Source organism: Bacillus sp. FJAT-49736 (assembly GCF_018343615.1).
Taxonomy (GTDB): domain Bacteria; phylum Bacillota; class Bacilli; order Bacillales; family Bacillaceae_C; genus Margalitia.
Map to the genome: position 1 here is coordinate 767882 of NZ_JAGYPI010000001.1, position 22054 is coordinate 789935.

The window sequence follows — 22054 nt, forward strand, 5'->3', positions numbered from 1 at the left end:
TAGCCTTCGAAATGGATCGCAATTTTCGAAAAGAGGTGACAGAATGATGGGATATGTTGTAAAGACAGATAAAGGGAAGGTTCGTCCTAATAATGAAGATAATGGGGATATTTTAATCAGTCAGACTGGTGTTTATCTGGCGATTGTTGCAGATGGTATGGGCGGGCATAACGCTGGGGATATTGCCAGTGATATGGCTATTAGTGAAATGAGAAAGTGTTGGATAAATTCATTCCCAATAGAGAAAATGGATGCTGGCGTTGCTGAAAATTGGCTTCGTAAAACAATAACTGATGTTAATAATATACTTTTTGAGCATTCTAGGACAGATCCTAATCTCGATGGAATGGGGACTACATTGGTAGCTGCAATATGTACAAATGAATTTGTTACAATCGCCAATATAGGAGACAGTCGTGGGTATTTATTAAATGAAAACGGGTTTCAACAATTAACAGAAGACCATACACTAGTAAATGAACTCGTCAAAACTGGACAAATATCAAAAGAAGATGCACAATATCATCCTAGAAAAAATTTAATTCTGAAGGCTATCGGGACAGAAAAAACAGTAGGTGTCGATATTAAAACCATTTTAGTAGAGGATGGAGACTGTTTATTGCTTTGTTCTGATGGCCTCTATGATAAATTATCAGATACGGAAATACAAGAAATGATATGTAAAGAAGGCCTGACCATGGAAGAGAAAGCACAAGCAATGATTGATTTAGCAAACGAAAACGGTGGTGAGGATAACATTACATTAGTTATGATTGATTTCCCCTTGCCTGACGAAAGAGGGTGTCAAGAATGCTGATTGGTAAACGACTTAATGACCGCTATAAAATCATTAATATGATCGGCGGAGGCGGTATGGCAAATGTTTATTTAGCACGGGATATGATACTAGATCGTGATGTTGCCATTAAAATACTACGCTTAGATTTTGCAAATGAACAAGAATTTATACATCGTTTCCAAAGAGAAGCACAATCAGCTACAAGTTTAGCTCACCCTAACATCGTAAATATTTACGATATTGGGGAAGAAAATGATATTTACTATATTGTCATGGAATTTGTGGATGGAATGACCTTAAAACAGTATATTCAACAATATTTTCCTATATCAGTAGAAAAAGCATTGGATATTATGCAGCAGCTGACATCGGCAATTTCCCATGCACACCAGCATCATATCATTCATCGGGATATTAAACCGCAAAATATTTTAATTGATCGGGATGGAGTCGTAAAAATTACAGACTTTGGGATAGCAATGGCTCTATCAGCTACGGCCATTACTCAAACAAATTCTGTTTTAGGCTCTGTACATTATCTGTCGCCAGAACAAGCAAGAGGCGGTATGGCAACTCGCAAGTCCGATATTTATTCGCTTGGAATTGTGATGTTTGAATTGCTTACTGGCCGCTTACCATTTTCCGGTGAGTCTGCTGTTTCGATTGCTCTAAAACATCTGCAGTCCGAAACACCTTCTCCAAAGAGATGGAATCCAGAAATACCGCAAAGTGTTGAAAACATTATCTTGAAGGCTACCGCAAAGGATCCTTTCCATCGCTATAAAAATGTAGAAGAAATGGAAGAGGATATAAGAACTGCTCTAGATCCGGAAAGGATAAACGAACCTAAATTTACTACTCCAGTTGATGATGATGCAACGAAAGTTATCCCAATCCTATCCGATTTAAATTCCGTTCCAAATCGGGATGGTGAAAGAACTGTAGTTCATTCAAAGGTTAATCAAAATCAGGATATGGATGATAGTGATGCTTCATCTAATAATAAGAAAAAAGGTAATAATAATAAGCAAAAGAAGAAAAAAAGAAAATGGCCATGGATTGTTAGCTCTAGTCTGGTATTGTTCATTATACTAGCAGGGTTAGTTTTTGTTTTCTTGCCTGATTTACTCGGACCAAAAGAAATAGATGTTCCTGATGTGACAGATAAACCAATTGAGGATGCCATTAGGATTTTAAAGGACAAAGGCTTTGAAATTGGACAAACAATTAAAACACCAAGTCAGGAAATAGCAGAAAATAATGTTATTAAAACAGATCCTAAATTTGGGGAATCAGTCAAAGAAGGCTCTACTATAAATATTTTTGTAAGTACAGGGAAAGAAAAATATCCTCTTGCTGATTATAAGGGACAACAATTTGACTCGGTTTATCAATTATTAAAGGACCAAGGCTTTAAAGATATACGGAAGAATGAAGTGTACGATGATAGTACGGAAGGAACAATTTTGGATCAGGACCATCCACCGGATCAAGAGGTAGTACCGGGAGATACTATTCTTACATTTACAGTGAGTAAAGGCCAAGAGAAAATAAAATTAAAAGATTTAACGGATTATAATGAAAAAAGTCTAAAAGATTATGCAGAAGAGACCGGGCTCATTATCGATATGTCTCAACAGGACTATTCTGATACAGCTCAAGAAGGTACTGTGATAAGGCAATCACCAGATCCCGGCACTGAGCTTGTAAAAGGGGATAGAGTAAAGGTCGTAATTTCTAAAGGTCCCAAAGAAATTCCGCCAAAAACAGTAGAAATAGAAGTAGATATTCCATATGAACCTACGGAGGATGGCAAGCCTCAAAAGGTACAAATTTATATTGATGACATGGATCATACGATGACAACACCGGTAGATACTTTTGATATTACAGGTAACACGAAGAAGAAACTGGAGTTTAGAATTGAAAAAGGGAAACAGGCGGCCTATAGAATTATGCGTGATAATAGCGTATTCAAGGAAGATACTGTTCCTTATCCTGGTGACTAAATAATAAATAGTTAGGAGTGCTGCAATGCCGAGGGGTAAAATTATTAAGGCATTAAGTGGGTTTTATTATGTTCTACATGACGGCAAAATAACACAATGTCGCGGTAGAGGTGTTTTTCGGAAAAATAAAGTTACACCATTAGTTGGCGATTATGTAGAGTTTCAAGCGGATAATGAGCGAGATGGTTATATAATGGAAATTTTGCCAAGAGAAAATGAGTTAGTACGTCCTCCGATAGCAAACGTAGATCAAGCTGTTTTATTGTTTTCAGCAAAAGAACCTGATTTCAGTACAGCATTGCTGGATCGTTTTTTAGTGTTAGTGGAGGCAAGCGGGATTACACCTATTATTGCTGTTTCAAAGATAGACCTCTTACAAGGGGCTGAGTTAGAGCAGTTAGAGGACTATGTGAAGGATTATAGGTCTATTGGGTATGAAGTATTTCTTACATCCTCGAAAAGGATGAAAGGAATAGAATTCATTCTTGATGCTTTAAGAGGTAAAACCAGCGTGTTTGCAGGGCAATCCGGTGTCGGCAAGTCATCCCTATTAAATGCTATTAATCCCGAACTATCTATTAAAACGGATGAGATTTCTACTCATCTTGGGCGGGGGAGACATACAACAAGACATGTTGAATTAATAGAAATTGAAAATGGGAACGGTCTAGTTGCAGATACACCAGGCTTCAGCTCCTTGGATTTTGAGGAGCTGGAAGCCGAGTATTTGTCTAATTGTTTTCCGGAAATGGAGTCTCGCAGATCCGCTTGTAAATTCCGAGGATGTCTACATCTAAATGAGCCAAAATGTGCAATTAAGCTTGCAGTAGAGAACAATGAAATTGCAGAGTATAGATATCAGCATTATTTGCAGTTTTTACAAGAAATAAAGGATAGAAAGCCGAGGTATTAATTATGTTTAAAATTGCCCCATCCATTTTATCTGCTGACTTTTCAAATTTAGCGACAGAAATTAGAGATGTTGAAAACAGTGGTGCAGATTATCTTCATATCGATGTAATGGACGGACATTTTGTTCCTAATATTACAATGGGGCCACTAGTCGTGGAAGCAATCCGACCGATTACAAAGCTCCCCTTGGACGTTCATTTAATGATTCAGAATCCTGACCAATTTATTGAGGCGTTTGCAAAAGCAGGAGCAGATTATATTTCCGTGCATGTGGAGGCATGTCCCCATCTTCATCGAACTATTCAGCATATAAAATCCTTTGGTGTGAAAGCTGGAGTAGTGATAAACCCGGCAACACCTGTGGAAACTGTGCAACATGTATTAGCAGATGTAGATTTAATTTTACTGATGACCGTAAATCCTGGATTTGGAGGACAAAGCTTTATCCCGTCTGTATTGCCAAAAATAAAAAAGGTAAAGGAATTAGTGGATTCTTATGGGCTTTCTACAGAAATTGAGGTGGATGGAGGAATAAATTCCACCACTGCGAAGCAATGTGTAGAAGCAGGAGCGAATGTATTAGTCGCTGGGTCAGCTATTTATAATGAAAAAAATAGAAAAGAAGCAATCAATGCATTAAAATATTTCAAGTAAAAAATCAGCTTAATGCTGATTTTTTTATTAATTCTAAGGTGGTAGAGGCAATATGAATAAAATAGTATGTATTGTTGCAGGTGGACCGTCTGTATATATACCAAATTTGCAAGAATTCAAGGATCCATGTATTTGGGTTGGGGTTGATTATGGGGTATTTTATTTGTTGGAAAATGGTATAAACCCCGATTTCGCTTTTGGCGATTTTGATTCCGTTTCGGATTCGGAGCGGAGCATTATTCGCAATAAAGTAAAAAATGTAATGGAGTATAATCCCGAGAAAGATGAAACGGATTTAGAATTGGCACTGCAGTGGGCACTACAGACTACCCCTACAAAGATTCTTATTTTCGGTGCGACAGGTGGAAGGGCGGACCATTATTTTGCCAATGCATTTCTGCTAATTCGAGAAGAATTTTTGCAATCTGATTGTGAAATTGAAATAGTGGATTGTCAAAATAAGATAAGTACATATACACCGGGAACGTATAAAATTCATCAATTAAATAGTTTTAAGTATGTATCATTTCTTCCACTTTCAACAGAAGTAACAAATATTAATTTAACAGGCTTTAAATACCCTCTTTCAAATAAATGCATCAAACAAGGCACCACCTTATGTATAAGTAATGAACTTCTTGAAGAAATCGGTACTTTTTCTTTTAGTTCCGGCATATTAATGATGATAAGAAGTAAAGACGTTTAATCCAGCGCCCGTTTTTTCATGGGTGCCGTACTTATTATTTTATTATTGAATATAATATTAACGTTATCTAGACAATGAAATTTGATCCCACGGAATATTAAGAAATGGGTTAGATTTATAAAAAAATTACAAACCGATTATTCTTGGGAACGAAGGGATTTTAAGAGATTCATTGCTTGCTCTAAGATTGACGAGGAGGGAAATATATGAAATTTTATACGATTAAACTGCCTAGATTTTTAGGGGGCATTGTCCGTGCTATGTTAGGTACTTTTAAAAAAGGATAAATTATTAGATGAATAAGCAGATTTTTCATAGCACCCAAAGAGGTGCTTTTGTTTTGTTGTAAGTGATGGATCTTTTCTTAAACTTTATTGCATTTGAATCCGTTACTTTTGTTATGTATTAATATTCATTTTAAGGAAAAATGCCCCGAAACCAATTCTTTCTTAGGCTGGAGAACTAAATCAATAGCAATATGTTATAAGCGGCGTTTGGAATTTAACAATACATGCGAAAAAACAACATAATAAATAAAAAAACATCCATGTAAATCATGGATGTTTTTGGCACGCTTATTATACACGTTCCACTTTTCCGGATCTTAATGCTCTTGCAGAAACCCAAACACGCTTAGGTTTTCCGTCTACAAGGATACGTACCTTTTGAAGATTTGCACCCCAAGTACGTTTATTAGCATTCATCGCATGAGAACGAGAATTTCCAGAACGAGTCTTACGACCAGTAATTACACATTTTTTAGGCATTGAATTCCCCTCCTTACTACTGATGTAACATATCATTCGTTTCATCACTTCAATATTCGTCTTAAAAGATACCTTAATAATTTATCATACAACCCATAATAATGCAATAGCGCCATAGTTTAAAAGAGATTCGACTTTTAAAAACACCTATAGTATAGTAAAATGACTTTAGCTTCAATATTTCGCTATTTTACACTAGGGGGAACGGATAATGTCCATTGAAATGAACACGGTTTATGGTCAAATTGATATTTCAAATGATGTAATCGCAACCATTGCAGGCGGTGCGGCAGTGGACTGTTATGGGATAGTTGGTATGGCCTCAAAGAATCAAATCAAAGATGGCATTACAGACATATTGCGTAAAGATAATTTCTCTCGCGGTGTCATTGTTCGCCAGGAAAACGATGAAGTACATATTGATATGTATATTATTGTAAGCTATGGTACGAAAATTTCGGAAATTGCTCATAATGTACAATCAAAGGTGAAATATACATTGGATAAAACAGTTGGTTTATCCGTTGAATCAATCAATATTTATGTTCAAGGAGTTCGGGTAACAAACCCGTAATAAGGGAGGATATTATTAGTGGTAATAACATCATTGGATGGAAAACGTTTTGCAGAAATGATCATTAGCGGGGCAAATAATCTAACCGCGAATGCAAAAATGGTGGATGCATTGAACGTTTTTCCCGTTCCTGACGGTGATACTGGAACAAATATGAATTTGACTATGACATCAGGTGCAAAAGAAGTGCAAAAAAATGTACAAGACCATATTGGAAATGTTGCATCTTCTCTTGCAAAAGGATTGCTAATGGGGGCACGTGGCAATTCTGGTGTTATTTTATCACAGCTTTTTCGAGGCTTTGGTAAATATATTGAAACCAAAGAGTTTGTTACGAGTACAGAGTTTGCCTCTGCCTTAGAGGCAGGAGTTAATTCTGCCTATAAAGCAGTAATGAAACCAGTAGAGGGAACTATACTAACCGTAGCAAAGGATGCTGCAAAAAAAGCTGTTCAAATTGCAAAAAAACAAGAAAATATTGTGATTGTTATGGAGGAAACAGTGAAGGAAGCAAAAGCTTCACTATCCCGTACTCCAGACCTGCTCCCTGTGTTAAAGGAAGTAGGTGTAGTAGATAGTGGTGGTCAGGGTCTTGTTTGTGTATATGAGGGCTTTTTAGCGGAGCTAAAAGGAGAAACAATTCAAACAAATCCTACAATTACTGCTTCTATGACAGAGCTTGTGAACGCAGAGCATCATAAAAGTGTCCAAGGATTTATGAATACAGAGGATATTAAATATGGCTATTGTACTGAAATAATGGTTAAATTAGAACCTAAAAAGCTCGCAAAACATCCGTTCTCTGAAGATGAATTTCGCAATGATTTAGACAAACATGGTGATTCCTTGTTAGTTATTTCGGATGAAGAACTTGTAAAAGTTCATATCCATACAGAAAAGCCTGGAGATGTCTTGTCTTATGGACAGCAATATGGAAGCTTAATCAAGATTAAAATAGAGAATATGCGGGAACAGCACAGTTCTATTGTCGAGCAAACCCATAATACATTAACGACAGATCCAAAGGAAAAAGAAAAACAGGAATTTGGAATTGTGACTGTATCAATGGGAGAAGGCATAGCAGAGTTATTTAAAAGCATAGGTGCTACTTCTGTCATTGAAGGCGGCCAAACGATGAATCCAAGCACGGAGGATTTAGTTAAAGCCATTAAAGAAGCAAATGGCAAGAAAATATTCGTTTTACCAAATAATAAAAATATAATAATGGCCGCTGAACAAGCTGCAGATGTTGTTGAAGAGGAAGTGATTGTTATCCCTTCAAAAACTGTTCCGCAAGGTATGACAGCATTATTAGCATTTAATCCTTCCTTAAATATGGAGGATAATAGTGATTTGATGACTGATGCAATGCAGCATGTGAAAACGGGTCAAATTACGTATGCGGTTCGTGATACAACGATAGATGGAATACAAATAAATAAAAATGATTTTATGGAAATTGCTGACGGCAAAATCGTTGGTACAAATCCTGATTCATTTGGAGCCGCAAAAGCATTATTACAGCAAATGCTTGATGATAATGCTGAAATCTTAACTGTAATATATGGGGAAGATGTGGAGGAAGAACAGGCAAATAAGCTTGTTGAATATATTAACGAAAATTACGAAGATATAGAAGTCGAGGTTCATAATGGAAAACAACCAATATATTCTTATATCTTTGCGATAGAATAAGTGGTTAAATAAACGTGGAACATTAAAACGGGAACATAAATAGCTGCATAGTATAAAGAGGAATAATCCTTCCGAATAAGAGGGGAGTATTGGCAATGAAGTACAAAAGTGTTTTCGATATAATTGGGCCAGTCATGATTGGTCCATCCAGTTCACATACAGCAGGCGCCGCAAGAATCGGAAGAGTTGCCCGGACCCTTTTTGGAAAAGAACCAAAATGGGCAAAAATATATTTGTATGGTTCCTTTGCTAAAACATATAAAGGGCATGGAACAGATGTTGCTTTAATCGGGGGCCTCTTAGATTTTGATACATTTGATGAACGTATTATTTCTGCAATAGAAATTGCAAAAGAAAAAAATATGACAATTGAATTTATTGAATCTGAAGCGGTTCCTGATCATCCGAATACAGCGAAAATCCAAATTGGTGACGATTCTGGTGAGTTAGAACTTGTGGGGATATCTATTGGCGGCGGTAAGATTGAAATAACGGAATTAAACGGCTTTCCATTAAAATTATCCGGCCACCACCCGGCCATTTTGGTTGTTCATAATGATCGATTTGGTGCTATCGCAGCAGTGGCAAATATCCTATCCAAATATGAGATTAATATTGGACACATGGATGTCTCTCGTAAAGAGAAAGGAAAAATGGCATTGATGACCATTGAAGTCGACCAGAATATTGATCAAAATATTATAGATGAGATACAAGCTTTGCCAATCGTTACACAAGTGGCTAGAATTGTAGATTAATATTTATTTTGCAAAAGGATATTTATGTTAGCGTTTTCAAGCAGGAGCTCCAATATATACTTGAAAAGTATCAAATTAATTTATTTTTAAGAAAGGCTTTTTTCTTAAACATTGTTTCTTTTAGACAAATATCCTAGAAACGACCTTACTTTTGCTAATAGAATCATTCCTAAGAAAAGATGCCCCGAGCGAAGTCTATATTAGGATTAATAACAATATACGAAAAACAACAATTAATACGAAAACAGTTTTAAGAAAATATGTAAAAGGGGGTTCTCCCATGTTTCGGAATGTAGCAGAATTAGTTGAATTAGCGGAATCCCAAAATAAAAAGATATCGGAAATAATGATTGAGCAGGAAATGGAAGTAACGGGAAAAACACGCGAAGAAATTTATGACCAAATGAATAAAAGCCTCAAAGTAATGGAAGATGCTGTTGAGCGCGGAATCCAAGGTGTAACATCACATTCAGGCTTGACAGGCGGAGATGCTGTATTGCTGCAAAAATATATTGAAAAAGGAAACTTCCTTTCCGGTGAGACGATACTGGACGCTGTCAGCAAGGCCGTTGCCACAAATGAAGTAAATGCTGCAATGGGGACGATTTGCGCGACACCAACAGCCGGATCAGCTGGTGTTGTTCCTGGTACATTGTTTGCAGTAAAGAATAAGTTGCATCCAACCAGAGAACAAATGGTAAATTTTCTATTTACATCCGGTGCATTCGGCTTTGTAGTGGCAAATAATGCATTTATTTCCGGGGCTGCAGGTGGTTGCCAAGCTGAAGTAGGTTCTGCAGCAGGAATGGCGGCGGCAGCTATCGTAGAAATGGCTGGCGGAAGCCCCTCACAATGTGCGGAAGCGATGGCAATTACATTGAAAAACATGTTAGGTCTAGTTTGCGATCCGGTTGCAGGTCTTGTAGAGGTTCCTTGTATTAAACGAAATGCGATGGGTGCAGCCAATGCTATGGTTGCAGCAGATATGGCGCTAGCGGGAGTTACGAGCAGGATCCCATGTGACGAAGTAATTGATGCAATGTTTAAAATTGGTCAAAGTATGCCTACAGCGTTAAAGGAAACAGCTGAGGGAGGGTTAGCGGCTACACCAACAGGCCGAAGATTAGAGGCTAAGATTTTTGGTATACCGCTTAAATCGGATGAATAATTCATTACAGGATTCTGTCTCTGTTATAAAAGGTGTAGGTGAGGAAACGGAAAGTACCTTAGCGGTAATGGGAATATTCACCGTTAAAGACTTGCTGGAGCATTTCCCGTATCGATATGAAGACTATCGTTTAAGAGATTTGGAAGATGTTAAGCATGATGAAAAAATAACGATAGAAGGGAAGGTTCATAGTGAACCTTCTCTTGTCTTTTATAATCGAAAACGCTCTAGATTAACCGTTCATTTATTGGTTGGAAGATATTTAATTAAAGCTGTTTTTTTTAATCAAGCATATTTAAAGAAGAAAATAAACATTCACGACACTATTACCGTTTCTGGAAAATGGGATCAGCATCGTCAAACGATTACTGTTCAGGAACTAAAAATAGGGCCATATCAAAAAATCACAGAATTTGAACCAGTTTATTCTGTGAGAGGAAATATTACTGTTAAAACCTTACGAAAGTTAATAAAACAAGCCTATCAAACACACGTTAATAGCATTGAAGAAAATATACCAGAGAATCTCCGGGAAAAGTATAAATTGCTTGGCCGGAAGGAAACTATTTTTTCATTACATTTTCCAAAATCAGATGCAGATGTGAAACAAGCGAGAAGAAGAATGGTGTATGAGGAATTCTTATTTTTTCAATTAAAAATGCAGGCCTTACGGAAGTTTGAACGGGAAAATTCCGGCGGTACATCCTATCATTATGATCTAATAAAACTTAAAGAGTTTATATCTTCTCTGCCATTCTCATTAACAAATGCGCAAAAACGTGTAGTAAACGAAATTTGTGCTGATATAAAATCCCCATATAGAATGAATAGACTTTTGCAAGGAGATGTAGGATCAGGGAAAACTGCAGTGGCGGCTATCTCTCTGTATGCAATGGTTACTGCTGGATTTCAAGGTGCTTTAATGGTGCCAACGGAAATATTAGCCGAGCAGCATGTAGAGTCTTTATTTCAAATGCTCGAGCCGCATGGGGTACAAATTGCCTTGTTAACTAGCTCTATAAAAGGGAAGAGAAGAAAGGAACTGCTTGAAAGATTAAAAAACGGAGAAATTGATGTCCTAATAGGAACACACGCATTAATTCAGCATGATGTTTTTTTTCATAAGCTGGGACTTGTAATAACGGATGAACAGCATCGATTTGGAGTGGAACAGCGCAGAGTTTTAAGGGAAAAAGGGGAAACTCCGGATGTCTTGTTTATGACTGCAACACCTATTCCAAGAACATTAGCCATTACTGCTTTTGGAGAAATGGATGTATCAATCATTGATGAGATGCCAGCGGGAAGAAAAACAATAGAAACATATTGGGTGAAGCATGAAGTATTAGATCGTGTACTGGGTTTTGTTGAAAAGGAATTAGAGAAAGGCAGACAAGCTTATATAATTTGCCCACTAATTGAAGAATCCGATAAGTTAGACGTTCAAAATGCAATTGATGTATATAATATGCTATCAGGACATTATCAAAATCGTTTTCAAGTAGGATTAATGCATGGAAGACTCACAGCGCCGGAAAAAGATGAAGTAATGAAATTATTCACCATAGGAGATGTACAAATCCTTGTTTCAACTACTGTAGTAGAGGTTGGAGTGAATGTCCCAAATGCAACGGTAATGGTGATATATGATGCTGAAAGATTCGGGCTATCCCAGCTTCACCAGCTTCGCGGACGAGTTGGTAGAGGCAGTGAGCAATCCTATTGCATTTTATTAGCTGATCCAAAATCTGATGTTGGAAAAGAAAGAATGAAAATTATGACGGAAACAAATGATGGTTTCGTGTTAAGTGAAAAGGATCTTGTGCTAAGAGGACCAGGTGATTTTTTCGGGAAAAAGCAAAGTGGCTTGCCGGAATTTAAAATTGCCGACATGGTTCATGATTACCGAACATTAGAGACAGCTCGACAGGATGCTATGGAATTGATCAATGACAACGATTTTTGGACAAACCCAGTTTATGAAAGGTTAAGGTTTTTCATTGAGGAATCCGGTATTATGAATGGAGAAAAACTAGATTAGTAGGAATAAAGACAGGGAGATAAGGTGAATCTTGCATTCTTTTCTCCCCTTTTATATACTACTATTAGTACCAAGTCCTAATATCGTGTGGTGTAAATAAATGAGAATGGCAAAAAAGGAACGTCAAAAGCAATTAATCATGACAATTCAGGAAAATCCTTTTGTAACGGATGAAGAGCTTTCAGAAAAATTTAAAGTTAGTGTGCAGACAATTCGACTCGATCGGTTGGAATTATCGATTCCGGAACTTCGGGAAAGAATAAAAAGTGTAGCAGAAAAACAATTTGGAGATCAGGTAAAAGCTCTTCCAATTGAAGAGGTAATCGGTGAAATTATAGATATCGAGCTAGATAAAAGTGCGATATCCATTTTTGATGTTAAAAGAGAACATGTTTTTAAGCGAAATTCGATCGCCCGCGGACATCATCTTTTTGCACAAGCAAACTCTTTAGCTGTTGCGGTAATAAATGATGAATTAGCTTTAACCAGCAAGGCAAATATCCATTTTACCCACTCCGTAAAAGAAGGAGAAAGGGTGATAGCAAAGGCAAGGATTAAGGGCAATCAGGAAATCTCTGATCGTACTATTGTTGAAGTAAATAGTTTTGTAGGAAATAAGCTTGTATTTAAGGGCGATTTTGAAATGTATCGAAATAGTAGTAATGGCGAATAAAGTGAATAGGCCAAATAAAAGGGATGAAGAACGATGAAAATAGCAATTGATGCCATGGGCGGAGATCATGCGCCAAAAGAAATTGTCTTAGGAGTAAATAAGGCAATTGGACAATTTACGGATATTGAAATAATGCTTTACGGAGATGAAAAGCAAATTAATCAATATTTACAGCCAAACGCAAGGATTCAAGTTATACATACAGATGAAGTAATTTCAGGATCGGACGAACCGGTTAGAGCAGTAAGAAGGAAGAAAAATGCATCTATGGTATTAATGGCTCAAGCTGTTGCAGACGGAATGGCAGATGCTTGTATCTCAGCTGGTAATACGGGTGCCTTAATGGCTGCAGGGCTTTTTGTAGTAGGCAGAATGGAAGGTATTGACCGTCCGGCCCTAGCACCAACACTTCCGACCGTTGATGGGAAGGGATTTGTAATGCTCGACCTTGGAGCTAATGCTGATGCAAAACCGGAGCATTTAGTACAATATGCGATTATGGGTTCTATTTATGCAAATAAGGTAAGGGGAATAGCGAATCCCCGAGTAGGGCTTCTGAATATCGGAACGGAAGAAAAAAAAGGAAATGAATTAACGAAAAAAGCTTTTGAATTATTAAAGAATGCGGATATACATTTCGTTGGAAATGTTGAATCACGTGATTTATTAAATGGTCCAGCAGATGTAGTGGTAACGGATGGATTCACTGGCAATATGGTATTAAAGTCAATTGAAGGTACTGCCTCCTCTGTATTTTCTTTATTGAAGAAAACCTTAACTAGCAGTCTTAAAAGTAAATTAGCTGCAGTATTAGTCAAATCTGATTTACTCGAGCTGAAAAACATGATGGATTACTCTGAATATGGAGGTGCCGGTCTTTTCGGAATAAAAGCTCCTGTAATAAAAGCGCATGGTTCCTCTAACGCTAATGCATTATATAATGCTGTTCGCCAAGCACGAGAAATGGTTTTGCATGATGTTACAAAAACGATAAAAGATGCCATACAATAGGCTTCATGAAAAGGAGATTGTAGAATATGAGTAAAATTGCATATGTATTCCCTGGACAAGGATCTCAGACAGTAGGAATGGGAAAATCCGTTGCTGAGGCAAATCAAAAAGCAGGAGAAATGTTCGAATTAGCTGATAATCGTTTAGGATATTCGCTTTCCAATATTATATTTGATGGCCCAATTGAAACGCTTACGTTAACAACAAATGCCCAACCTGCACTTTTGACAACAAGTATAGCTCTTCTCCAATGCTTAGAAAACTCCGGAATCAAACCGGATTATACCGCTGGTCACAGTTTAGGAGAATATACTGCTCTAGTTGCTGCTGGTGCAATTTCATTTGAGGATGCTGTGTATGCAGTACATAAACGTGGAGAGTATATGGAAGAAGCCGTTCCGAACGGGGAAGGCACGATGGCAGCAGTATTAGGCTTAGACAGACAGGTTTTAAAGGAGCTAACAGAGGAGATTACAGCAAACGGAAATTCAGTACAGTTGGCAAATCTTAATTGTCCGGGACAAATTGTTATTTCCGGTACGGTAAGAGGAGTGGAGGAAGCAGGAAAGCTTGCAAAAGAAAAAGGAGCAAAGCGTGTCCTTCCGTTGCAAGTAAGCGGTCCTTTCCATTCTGAATTAATGAAGCCAGCTGCTGAAAAGTTTATTAACGTTTTAAATGAGATAAAAATTGATGATGCGAAAATCCCGGTCATTGCAAATGTCACAGCTGAACCGATGAATAATGCATCAGAAATAAAAGAGAAATTAATTGAGCAATTATATTCTCCTGTACTTTGGGAAGATTCTGTACAAAAAATGATTGATCTTGGAGTGGATACATTTATTGAAATCGGACCTGGAAAGGTTCTATCAGGATTAATTAAAAAAATCAACAAAGAAGTAAGAATATATTCTATTCAAGATATGGAAACTTGCCAAACGGTAATGGAAGAATTAAAAAATTAATCACATAAAGGAGGAAGAGTGATGAAATTAGAGGGGAAAATCGCCTTAGTAACAGGTGCTTCACGTGGTATTGGCCGTGAAATTGCTTTGGAATTTGCCAAAGAGGGGGCTAATGTAATAGTTAATTATGCTGGAAGTGAGGCAAAGGCAAAGGAAGTAGTGGATGAGATACAAGCAATGGGTCGCCAAGCTATTTCTTATCAATGTAATGTAGCTAATAGTGATGATGTGCAAAAAATGATAAAAGATACCATTGATCATTTTGGGAAATTAGATATCCTTGTGAATAATGCAGGCATTACAAGGGATAATTTGCTAATGAGAATGAAAGATGACGAATGGGATGATGTTATCAATACGAATTTAAAAAGTGTATTCTTAACGACAAAGGCAGTTACACGCCAAATGATGAAGCAGCGTTCAGGAAAAATCATCAATGTTGCTTCTGTCGTAGCTGTAAGTGGAAATCCTGGGCAAGCTAATTATGTTGCTGCAAAATCAGGTGTTATCGGTCTTACAAAAACAACAGCAAAAGAGCTTGGTTCAAGAGGAATTACAGCAAATGCAATAGCGCCAGGCTTTATTACAACGGATATGACTGATAAGTTGCCGGAGGATTTGAAAGCGGAAATGCTTAAGCAAATTCCTTTGGCGAGATTAGGCCAGCCTAAAGAAGTTGCAAAAGCAGCAGTCTTTCTAGCATCCGAAGATTCCAATTATATTACTGGTCAAATATTGCATGTTGACGGCGGTATGGTGATGTAGTATTAGCCGTTCAATCGGAGAAAAAATTACTTCAAATCGAAGTTTCACTTTATTATTAGGACAAAATCCTCTATAATGTCTTGAGGGGAGGTGAACCAAATGTCAGATGTTTTAGAACGTGTAACGAAAATTATTGTAGATCGTCTTGGTGTAGAAGAATCTCAAGTAAAACTAGAAGCTTCTTTCAAAGATGATCTTGGAGCAGATTCCCTAGATGTTGTGGAACTTGTAATGGAACTTGAAGATGAGTTTGATATGGAAATTTCAGACGATGATGCTGAGAAAATTGCTACAGTTGGAGACGCTGTTAAATACATAGAAAGTCAGCAATAATCGTTAACATGATTACAGTGTCCCGTTTTTTAAAAACGGGGCTTTTCTATTGTTTTGTATAGATAATTTTTTCCTGTTTCCAATTGTCGCGAAATCAAATAGCGCTTCTAAGCAGAATAAAAAGCTTGGGATCGGCATTTGCTTATCGTGATTAAAATGGAAACTTAATAAAATTTTTTTACGGAACTTTTTGCACTTCCGGATAAATTTTTATAAACTTTAAGATGATCAATGATTTTGATTTTTTATCAAGGTGGAGAATAGAATATATGCGAAAGACAAGTAGAGAAAAAGAAAAAATAGCATTTGCATTAATAACAGAAAAATTTCAGCAGTTTCAAGATAAAGTTAATATTCATTTTTCCAATACAAAGCTCTTAATTCAAGCATTTACCCACTCATCCTATGTGAATGAGCATCGAAAAAAAACACATCAGGATAATGAACGCTTAGAGTTTTTAGGTGATGCAGTACTAGAGTTAACGGTTTCCCAATACCTCTATGTGCATTATCCAACTATTAGCGAGGGAAAGCTTACAAAATTACGGGCAGCTATTGTTTGCGAACCATCCCTTGTTACATTTGCAAATGAATTAAACTTTGGCGAATACATATTGCTTGGAAAGGGAGAAGAAATGACTGGAGGACGTACTAGGCCAGCTCTTTTAGCGGATGTATTTGAGGCCTTTATAGGTGCGTTATTCCTTGATCAAGGGCTCGATGAAGTAATAAAGTTTTTAGAGAAAATTGTATTTCCGAAAATACATGAAGGGGCTTTTTCCCATGTAATGGATTTTAAAAGTCAATTACAGGAATTTGTCCAAAAAGATTCACAGGGAGTTCTTGAATATTGCGTTTTGGATGAAAGAGGACCAGCCCATAATAGAGAATTTGTTTCAAGAGTGTCTTTAAATAATGTTGAGCTAGGAATAGGAACAGGAAGATCTAAGAAGGAAGCGGAGCAGCATGCCGCACAAATTGCTCTTAGCACTTTAAATAAAAAATTATAATCTGGATAAAGAGCAAGTATAGGGAGGGAGAACTTTGTTCCTCAAGCGTTTAGATATAGTCGGTTTTAAGTCGTTTGCTGAAAGAATTTCTGTTGAGTTTGTAACAGGTGTGACAGCAGTTGTGGGACCTAATGGAAGCGGAAAAAGCAATATTATTGATGCTGTAAGATGGGTTTTAGGTGAGCAATCAGCAAAATCCCTTCGTGGTGGTAAAATGGAGGATGTCATTTTTGCAGGAAGTGATACAAGAAAATCATTGAATTTTGCTGAGGTTTCTTTAACATTGGATAATGAAGACCATCAGTTACCCCTAGATTACAATGAAATAAGTGTTACCAGAAGGGTTTACCGTTCTGGTGACAGCGAATTCTTTATTAATAAACAAAGCTGTAGATTAAAGGATATAATTGATCTATTTATGGATTCTGGATTAGGCCGTGAAGCCTTCTCTATCATTAGTCAAGGGAAGGTAGAGGAAATCCTTAATAGCAAGCCTGAGGAACGAAGAACGATTTTTGAAGAAGCGGCTGGCGTATTAAAATATAAGAATCGCAAAAAAAAGGCCGAATCGAAGCTTAATGAAACGAAGGAAAATTTAAATAGGGTTAATGATATTCTTCACGAGCTAGAACATCAAGTTGAGCCATTGAAAATTCAAGCCTCTTTGGCGAAGGATTATTTAGATAAAAAAGAAGAACTTAAAAATGTTGAAGTGGCACTTACAGTGAAAGAAATTGAAGCTACCCATGAACAATGGGAGCAATTAAATAAGCAATTAGAACAGCATCAGGATCAAGAAATGGCATTGTCCGCGAAATTGCAAAAGGAAGAGGCAAGCCTTACCGAAATGCGTGATCAGATTTCGGCTCTCGATGAATCTATTACAGATTTGCAGAATGTCTTAGTGACAGCAACAGAGGAACTTGAAAAGTTAGAGGGCCGTAAAGAGGTTTTAAGAGAAAGAAAGAAAAATGCAAATCAGAATAAGGATCAGCTACAAAGAAATATCGTTGAGACAGAAGAAAAAATTAATAAACTCCAAGAACAATCAAAGGTTCTAAAAGAGGAATATGAAAAAAACGTCCAGGAAGCAGCGTTATTAAAGAATCGCCTCAAAGAAAAAAATGCTCAATTAGAAACTTTTAATATGGATATTGAAGCAATGATAGAATCTTTAAAAGGCGATTATATAGAACTTCTAAATGAACAAGCTTCCGGCAAAAATGAATTATCTTTTTTGGAACAACAATTACAAATCCAATCTACTAAAAAAAGCAAATTGGATGAAGATAATCAAAAATATGTCGAACAACGTAGATTAATTCAAGAAGAAAAGCGGAAGGTCCAAGATCAGCTTAAAGAGACAACAATAAATTTAGAAGAACATATCCATTCCTTTCATGATAAACAAAGAGAAATAGAAAATCTCAAAGATCAATATCAAAAGCAAGAAACAACTCTTTATCAGGCATATCAATATGTACAAAAAGCAAGATCTAGAAAAGAAACATTAGAAGAAATGGAAGAAGATTACACAGGATTTTTCCAAGGTGTTCGTGAGGTACTAAAGGCAAAGAATTCCACACTTCAAGGAATTGAAGGTGCTGTTGCCGAGTTAATTCAAGTTCCAAAGGAGTATGAATCTGCTATTGATACTGCTCTTGGCGGAGCTATGCAGCACATTGTGGTTTTAACGGAAGAGAATGGGCGCAATGCAATAAACTATTTAAAGAAAAATCGCTATGGCCGTGCTACTTTTTTGCCGCTTAATATTATTAAAGGGAAATCCATTCCTTCAGCTCAGCTGGCTGCGATTAGCGGGCACAGTTCTTTTGTTGGTGTTGCTTCTGAACTTATTTTCGTGAATGAAAAATATCAATCTATTATTTCAAACCTTCTTGGAAATGTTGTAATTACAAAGGATCTACAGGGAGCCGGACAAATAGCAAAGCTTCTTCAATATCGTTATCGTCTTGTAACCCTGGATGGCGATGTAGTGAATCCCGGCGGATCGATGTCAGGAGGAACTTCGAAGCAATCAAATAATTCCTTAATAAGCCGAAAAGGTGAATTAGAGGAATTGAAGGTAAAACTTCTTTCGATGGAAGAAAAAACATCACAGCTTGAACAATTTGTTAAAAATCTTAAAGCGGATGTTTCGAAGGAAGAAGCTGCACTTGAAGAGATGCGAAAATCTGGAGAACAGCTTCGCTTTAAGGAACAGGAATGGAAATCAGAGTTAAGGCAAATAGAAGCAGCAGAAAAAAATATGAATGAACGCTTGCAAATGTATGATATGGAAAAATCTGAATCCGTCCAAACAACGGAATCAGTAGAGGGCAGACAACGTGAGCTTACAGAAAAGCTTCAAAAGGTTACGGAAAAAATTAGCCAGCTAGAAAAAGAAATTGAAGAACTGACCCAAAAGAAAAATCAAAATATCACTAGTAAGGATGAATTATTAAGTGAAATTAGTGATTTAAAGGCAGATCTGGCTGTAAAGAATGAACAGCTTGTTACAAGTCGAGAAAACCTTGATCGAATCCAGAAGGAATTGGAAGAAACCTCCGCAAGGCATGATAATTTTAAGAGTGAGCTTAATTGGATTGAAAATGAAATGACCAATAATCATTCAGGTGAAGAAGAATTATCCGTTGCGGCTGAAAAGAAACGGATGGACAAACAGGAAACGACAAAGCTTATCTCTCTTAGAAGAGAAGAACGTTTGCAGCTTCAAACAAAACTAGAAGATATGGAATTGAATCTTAAAGAGCTAAAACGTCAGCATAAAGGACTAGTTGAGGTCTTAAAGGATGAAGAGGTAAAAATAAATCGTCTGGATGTCGATTTGGAAAATCGTCTAGCACGTTTGCGGGAGGAATATTTATTAAGCTTTGAGGCAGCAAAGCAAGAGTTTTCACTCGACATATCCTTAGATGAGGCAAGGAAAAAAGTAAAGCTAATCAAGCTTGCAATAGAAGAGCTTGGAACCGTTAATATTGGAGCAATTGAAGAGTACGATCGTGTCTCCGAACGTTATGAGTTCTTGAAGGAACAACAAACAGATTTATTGGAAGCAAAGGAAACTCTTTTCCAAGTGATTGATGAAATGGATGAAGAAATGAAGCGTAGATTTGAAGAGACATTTGCATCCATTCGTCGTTATTTTGAACCAACCTTCCAAGCATTATTTGGAGGTGGACGTGCAGAGCTAAAACTTACGGACCCATCTGATCTGTTAAATACCGGAGTAGATATAGTTGCTCAGCCACCAGGAAAGAAGCTGCAAAATCTAGGATTATTATCCGGCGGAGAAAGAGCGCTCACTGCAATAGCTCTTTTATTTTCTATTTTAAAAGTTCGACCAGTACCATTCTGTATTCTAGATGAGGTAGAGGCTGCATTGGATGATGCAAATGTATACCGCTTTAGTAAGTACTTGAAACAGTTTAGCCAGGAAACTCAGTTTATCGTGATTACCCATCGAAAAGGAACAATGGAGGAAGCAGATGTTCTTTACGGTATAACCATGCAGGAATCCGGTGTTTCAAAGCTTGTATCTGTTAGATTGGAAGAGACGAATGAACTCATGAGCCCAGCAGCAACTGTTTAGAAGTAAATCGGGTCACCCAAAGTTTTGGATAAAATTTTGGGTCCTTTTTTTTAATATAAAATAATGTTACTCATTAAGAACGAAGTAATTGGCTAAACAGATGTAATTCGTTTATAATTTGTTAGGATAAATAATGCCTTATTTTAATGAAGCGTTTTATGTATAGTTTAAGGAGTGAAATCAATTGAGTTTTTTTCAAAAATTAAAAGATAAGTTTTCAAAATCAACGGATTCTGTTACCGAAAAATTTAAAGATGGTCTATCAAAGACAAGGAATAATTTTGCTAGTAAAGTAAATGATCTTGTAGCACGCTACCGGAAAGTAGATGAAGATTTTTTCGAAGAGCTTGAAGAAATATTAATTCAAGCAGATGTTGGCTTTAATACGGTGATGGAACTGATAGATGAACTGAAAATGGAAGTGAAAAAAAAGAATATTCAAGATCCTGTGGAGGTTCAGTCTGTCATCTCCGAAAAGCTTGTCGAAATCTATGAAGGTGGAGAAAAGACATCTGGAAGTGTGAATATTCAAGAAAACGGCCTTACAGTGGTGCTATTTGTAGGGGTTAACGGGGTTGGAAAAACAACAACCATTGGCAAGCTTGCCCATATGTATAAACAACAAGGGAAGAATGTATTATTAGCTGCGGGAGATACTTTCCGGGCAGGAGCTATTGATCAGCTCGAGGTTTGGGGAAACCGAGTAGGGGTAGACGTGATAAAGCACAGCGAGGGTTCTGACCCCGCCGCTGTAATGTATGATGCAATTCAATCAGCCAAAGCAAGAAAGGCGGATATTCTTTTGTGTGATACAGCAGGTCGTCTGCAAAATAAAGTGAATTTAATGAATGAGTTGGAAAAGGTGAAACGCGTAATCGAAAGAGAAATTCCAGGAGCACCACATGAGGTATTACTCGTATTGGATGCGACAACAGGCCAAAATGCACTATTGCAAGCAAAGACCTTTAAAGAAGTAACCAATGTTTCCGGCATCGTATTAACGAAATTAGATGGAACCGCAAAAGGCGGGATCGTTCTGGCGATCCGAAATGAATTGAATATTCCTGTTAAATTTGTTGGCCTTGGAGAAAAGATGGATGATTTACAAGAATTCGATGCTGAAAAATATGTGTATGGACTTTTTTCCAATATAATTGAAAATCAGGAAGAATAGAATGTAAAGATATTATCTTGACAAACCAAGAAAATCTGTGTATTCTTCATATGTAAAGCTTTTTCACTTAACAAGGGGAGGATAATCATGCTTGAAAAAACAACAAGAATGAATTACTTGTTTGATTTTTATCAATCGTTGTTAACTCCAAAGCAGCGAAGCTATATGTCCTTCTACTATTTAGATGATTTTTCCCTTGGTGAAATTGCCGAAGAATTTGATGTAAGCCGGCAAGCGGTTTTCGATAATATCAAACGTACTGAAGCGATGCTGGAGGAATATGAAGAAAAGCTATTATTATTCCAAAAGTTTAAGGAGCGTACAAAATTATTAGAGGAGATTCGAAAGTGCCTCGGAAATGATGCACTATCAAATGATTTATTGCCTTTAATAGATGCGCTAGAGAAATTAGATTAGGAGGCGGCAT

At 37.0% G+C, this 22054-nt stretch carries 21 protein-coding genes; 20 read left to right on the plus strand and 1 reads right to left on the minus strand.

Annotated features, from left to right (window positions below; genetic code table 11):
* Positions 1-46 precede the first annotated feature (46 nt).
* The 6 genes from KHA87_RS04170 (at position 47) to spoVM (ending at position 5367) form a co-directional block, all read left to right on the plus strand.
* Complete coding sequence (locus tag KHA87_RS04170; RefSeq protein WP_213094236.1) at positions 47-817, plus strand: Stp1/IreP family PP2C-type Ser/Thr phosphatase; 771 nt, start codon at positions 47-49, stop codon at positions 815-817.
* Complete coding sequence (pknB, locus tag KHA87_RS04175) at positions 811-2808, plus strand: Stk1 family PASTA domain-containing Ser/Thr kinase (RefSeq protein ID WP_213092847.1); 1998 nt, start codon at positions 811-813, stop codon at positions 2806-2808. The genes KHA87_RS04170 and pknB overlap by 7 nt, the downstream gene beginning before the upstream one ends.
* A gap of 25 nt (positions 2809-2833) precedes the next feature.
* Entirely contained in the window at positions 2834-3721 is an 888-nt protein-coding gene (gene rsgA, locus KHA87_RS04180) for a ribosome small subunit-dependent GTPase A (RefSeq protein ID WP_213092848.1), read from the plus strand.
* 2 nt (positions 3722-3723) lie between these two features.
* Positions 3724-4374 (plus strand): ribulose-phosphate 3-epimerase, encoded by a 651-nt coding sequence (gene rpe, locus KHA87_RS04185; RefSeq protein ID WP_213092849.1) that lies wholly within the window; start codon positions 3724-3726, stop codon positions 4372-4374.
* Positions 4375-4426: 52 nt separating this feature from the next.
* Positions 4427-5080 carry a thiamine diphosphokinase gene (locus tag KHA87_RS04190; protein ID WP_213092850.1) on the plus strand — a complete coding sequence of 218 codons (654 nt, stop codon included), beginning with the start codon at positions 4427-4429 and terminating at the stop codon, positions 5078-5080.
* A gap of 206 nt (positions 5081-5286) precedes the next feature.
* Positions 5287-5367, plus strand: coding sequence for a stage V sporulation protein SpoVM (gene spoVM / locus KHA87_RS04195; RefSeq protein ID WP_040341495.1), 81 nt, complete (start codon positions 5287-5289; stop codon positions 5365-5367).
* Between the two features lie 291 nt (positions 5368-5658).
* On the opposite strand, the gene rpmB is transcribed toward spoVM, so the two are convergent.
* Positions 5659-5847: a 50S ribosomal protein L28 gene (gene rpmB, locus KHA87_RS04200; RefSeq protein WP_055740455.1), complete on the minus strand. Its 189-nt coding sequence runs from the start codon at positions 5845-5847 to the stop codon at positions 5659-5661.
* 211 nt (positions 5848-6058) lie between these two features.
* Between rpmB and KHA87_RS04205 the strand changes: the two genes are divergently transcribed.
* The 14 genes from KHA87_RS04205 (at position 6059) to KHA87_RS04270 (ending at position 22044) form a co-directional block, all read left to right on the plus strand.
* The gene (locus KHA87_RS04205; RefSeq protein WP_213092851.1) at positions 6059-6421 is read left to right on the plus strand and encodes an Asp23/Gls24 family envelope stress response protein; all 363 of its coding nucleotides are present in this window, start codon (positions 6059-6061) and stop codon (positions 6419-6421) included.
* A gap of 18 nt (positions 6422-6439) precedes the next feature.
* A complete protein-coding gene (locus KHA87_RS04210; protein WP_213092852.1) occupies positions 6440-8116 on the plus strand; it encodes a DAK2 domain-containing protein in 1677 nt (558 codons plus the stop codon).
* Between the two features lie 95 nt (positions 8117-8211).
* The gene (sdaAB, locus tag KHA87_RS04215) at positions 8212-8874 is read left to right on the plus strand and encodes an L-serine ammonia-lyase, iron-sulfur-dependent subunit beta (protein WP_213092853.1); all 663 of its coding nucleotides are present in this window, start codon (positions 8212-8214) and stop codon (positions 8872-8874) included.
* 280 nt (positions 8875-9154) lie between these two features.
* The gene (gene sdaAA / locus KHA87_RS04220; RefSeq protein WP_213092854.1) at positions 9155-10042 is read left to right on the plus strand and encodes an L-serine ammonia-lyase, iron-sulfur-dependent, subunit alpha; all 888 of its coding nucleotides are present in this window, start codon (positions 9155-9157) and stop codon (positions 10040-10042) included.
* Positions 10035-12083, plus strand: a complete 2049-nt coding sequence (gene recG, locus KHA87_RS04225; RefSeq protein WP_213094237.1) for an ATP-dependent DNA helicase RecG — start codon at positions 10035-10037, stop codon at positions 12081-12083. The genes sdaAA and recG overlap by 8 nt, the downstream gene beginning before the upstream one ends.
* A gap of 100 nt (positions 12084-12183) precedes the next feature.
* On the plus strand, positions 12184-12756 hold the full coding sequence (gene fapR / locus KHA87_RS04230) for a transcription factor FapR (protein WP_213092855.1): 573 nt from the start codon (positions 12184-12186) through the stop codon (positions 12754-12756).
* 33 nt (positions 12757-12789) lie between these two features.
* The gene (gene plsX / locus KHA87_RS04235; protein ID WP_213092856.1) at positions 12790-13767 is read left to right on the plus strand and encodes a phosphate acyltransferase PlsX; all 978 of its coding nucleotides are present in this window, start codon (positions 12790-12792) and stop codon (positions 13765-13767) included.
* Positions 13768-13793: 26 nt separating this feature from the next.
* Entirely contained in the window at positions 13794-14732 is a 939-nt protein-coding gene (gene fabD / locus KHA87_RS04240) for an ACP S-malonyltransferase (RefSeq protein WP_213092857.1), read from the plus strand.
* A gap of 21 nt (positions 14733-14753) precedes the next feature.
* A complete protein-coding gene (gene fabG / locus KHA87_RS04245; protein WP_213092858.1) occupies positions 14754-15497 on the plus strand; it encodes a 3-oxoacyl-[acyl-carrier-protein] reductase in 744 nt (247 codons plus the stop codon).
* Between the two features lie 99 nt (positions 15498-15596).
* Positions 15597-15830, plus strand: a complete 234-nt coding sequence (locus KHA87_RS04250) for an acyl carrier protein (RefSeq protein ID WP_213092859.1) — start codon at positions 15597-15599, stop codon at positions 15828-15830.
* Between the two features lie 269 nt (positions 15831-16099).
* A complete protein-coding gene (rnc, locus tag KHA87_RS04255) occupies positions 16100-16840 on the plus strand; it encodes a ribonuclease III (protein ID WP_213092860.1) in 741 nt (246 codons plus the stop codon).
* A 34-nt stretch (positions 16841-16874) separates the two neighbouring features.
* Complete coding sequence (smc, locus tag KHA87_RS04260; protein ID WP_213092861.1) at positions 16875-20453, plus strand: chromosome segregation protein SMC; 3579 nt, start codon at positions 16875-16877, stop codon at positions 20451-20453.
* Positions 20454-20637: 184 nt separating this feature from the next.
* Complete coding sequence (ftsY, locus tag KHA87_RS04265; protein ID WP_213092862.1) at positions 20638-21627, plus strand: signal recognition particle-docking protein FtsY; 990 nt, start codon at positions 20638-20640, stop codon at positions 21625-21627.
* A gap of 84 nt (positions 21628-21711) precedes the next feature.
* Positions 21712-22044 (plus strand): putative DNA-binding protein, encoded by a 333-nt coding sequence (locus KHA87_RS04270; RefSeq protein WP_213094238.1) that lies wholly within the window; start codon positions 21712-21714, stop codon positions 22042-22044.
* Positions 22045-22054 lie beyond the last annotated feature (10 nt).

Excerpts from the sequence above, each read along its gene's own strand:
- KHA87_RS04170 (WP_213094236.1), top strand. The coding sequence starts at position 47 with ATGGGATATGTTGTAAAGACAGATAAAGGGAAGGTTCGTCCTAATAAT.
- pknB (WP_213092847.1), top strand. The coding sequence starts at position 811 with ATGCTGATTGGTAAACGACTTAATGACCGCTATAAAATCATTAATATG.
- rsgA (WP_213092848.1), top strand. The coding sequence starts at position 2,834 with ATGCCGAGGGGTAAAATTATTAAGGCATTAAGTGGGTTTTATTATGTT.
- rpe (WP_213092849.1), top strand. The coding sequence starts at position 3,724 with ATGTTTAAAATTGCCCCATCCATTTTATCTGCTGACTTTTCAAATTTA.
- KHA87_RS04190 (WP_213092850.1), top strand. The coding sequence starts at position 4,427 with ATGAATAAAATAGTATGTATTGTTGCAGGTGGACCGTCTGTATATATA.
- spoVM (WP_040341495.1), top strand. The coding sequence starts at position 5,287 with ATGAAATTTTATACGATTAAACTGCCTAGATTTTTAGGGGGCATTGTC.
- rpmB (WP_055740455.1), bottom strand. The coding sequence starts at position 5,847 with ATGCCTAAAAAATGTGTAATTACTGGTCGTAAGACTCGTTCTGGAAAT.
- KHA87_RS04205 (WP_213092851.1), top strand. The coding sequence starts at position 6,059 with ATGTCCATTGAAATGAACACGGTTTATGGTCAAATTGATATTTCAAAT.
- sdaAB (WP_213092853.1), top strand. The coding sequence starts at position 8,212 with ATGAAGTACAAAAGTGTTTTCGATATAATTGGGCCAGTCATGATTGGT.
- sdaAA (WP_213092854.1), top strand. The coding sequence starts at position 9,155 with ATGTTTCGGAATGTAGCAGAATTAGTTGAATTAGCGGAATCCCAAAAT.
- recG (WP_213094237.1), top strand. The coding sequence starts at position 10,035 with ATGAATAATTCATTACAGGATTCTGTCTCTGTTATAAAAGGTGTAGGT.
- fapR (WP_213092855.1), top strand. The coding sequence starts at position 12,184 with ATGAGAATGGCAAAAAAGGAACGTCAAAAGCAATTAATCATGACAATT.
- plsX (WP_213092856.1), top strand. The coding sequence starts at position 12,790 with ATGAAAATAGCAATTGATGCCATGGGCGGAGATCATGCGCCAAAAGAA.
- fabD (WP_213092857.1), top strand. The coding sequence starts at position 13,794 with ATGAGTAAAATTGCATATGTATTCCCTGGACAAGGATCTCAGACAGTA.
- fabG (WP_213092858.1), top strand. The coding sequence starts at position 14,754 with ATGAAATTAGAGGGGAAAATCGCCTTAGTAACAGGTGCTTCACGTGGT.
- KHA87_RS04250 (WP_213092859.1), top strand. The coding sequence starts at position 15,597 with ATGTCAGATGTTTTAGAACGTGTAACGAAAATTATTGTAGATCGTCTT.
- rnc (WP_213092860.1), top strand. The coding sequence starts at position 16,100 with ATGCGAAAGACAAGTAGAGAAAAAGAAAAAATAGCATTTGCATTAATA.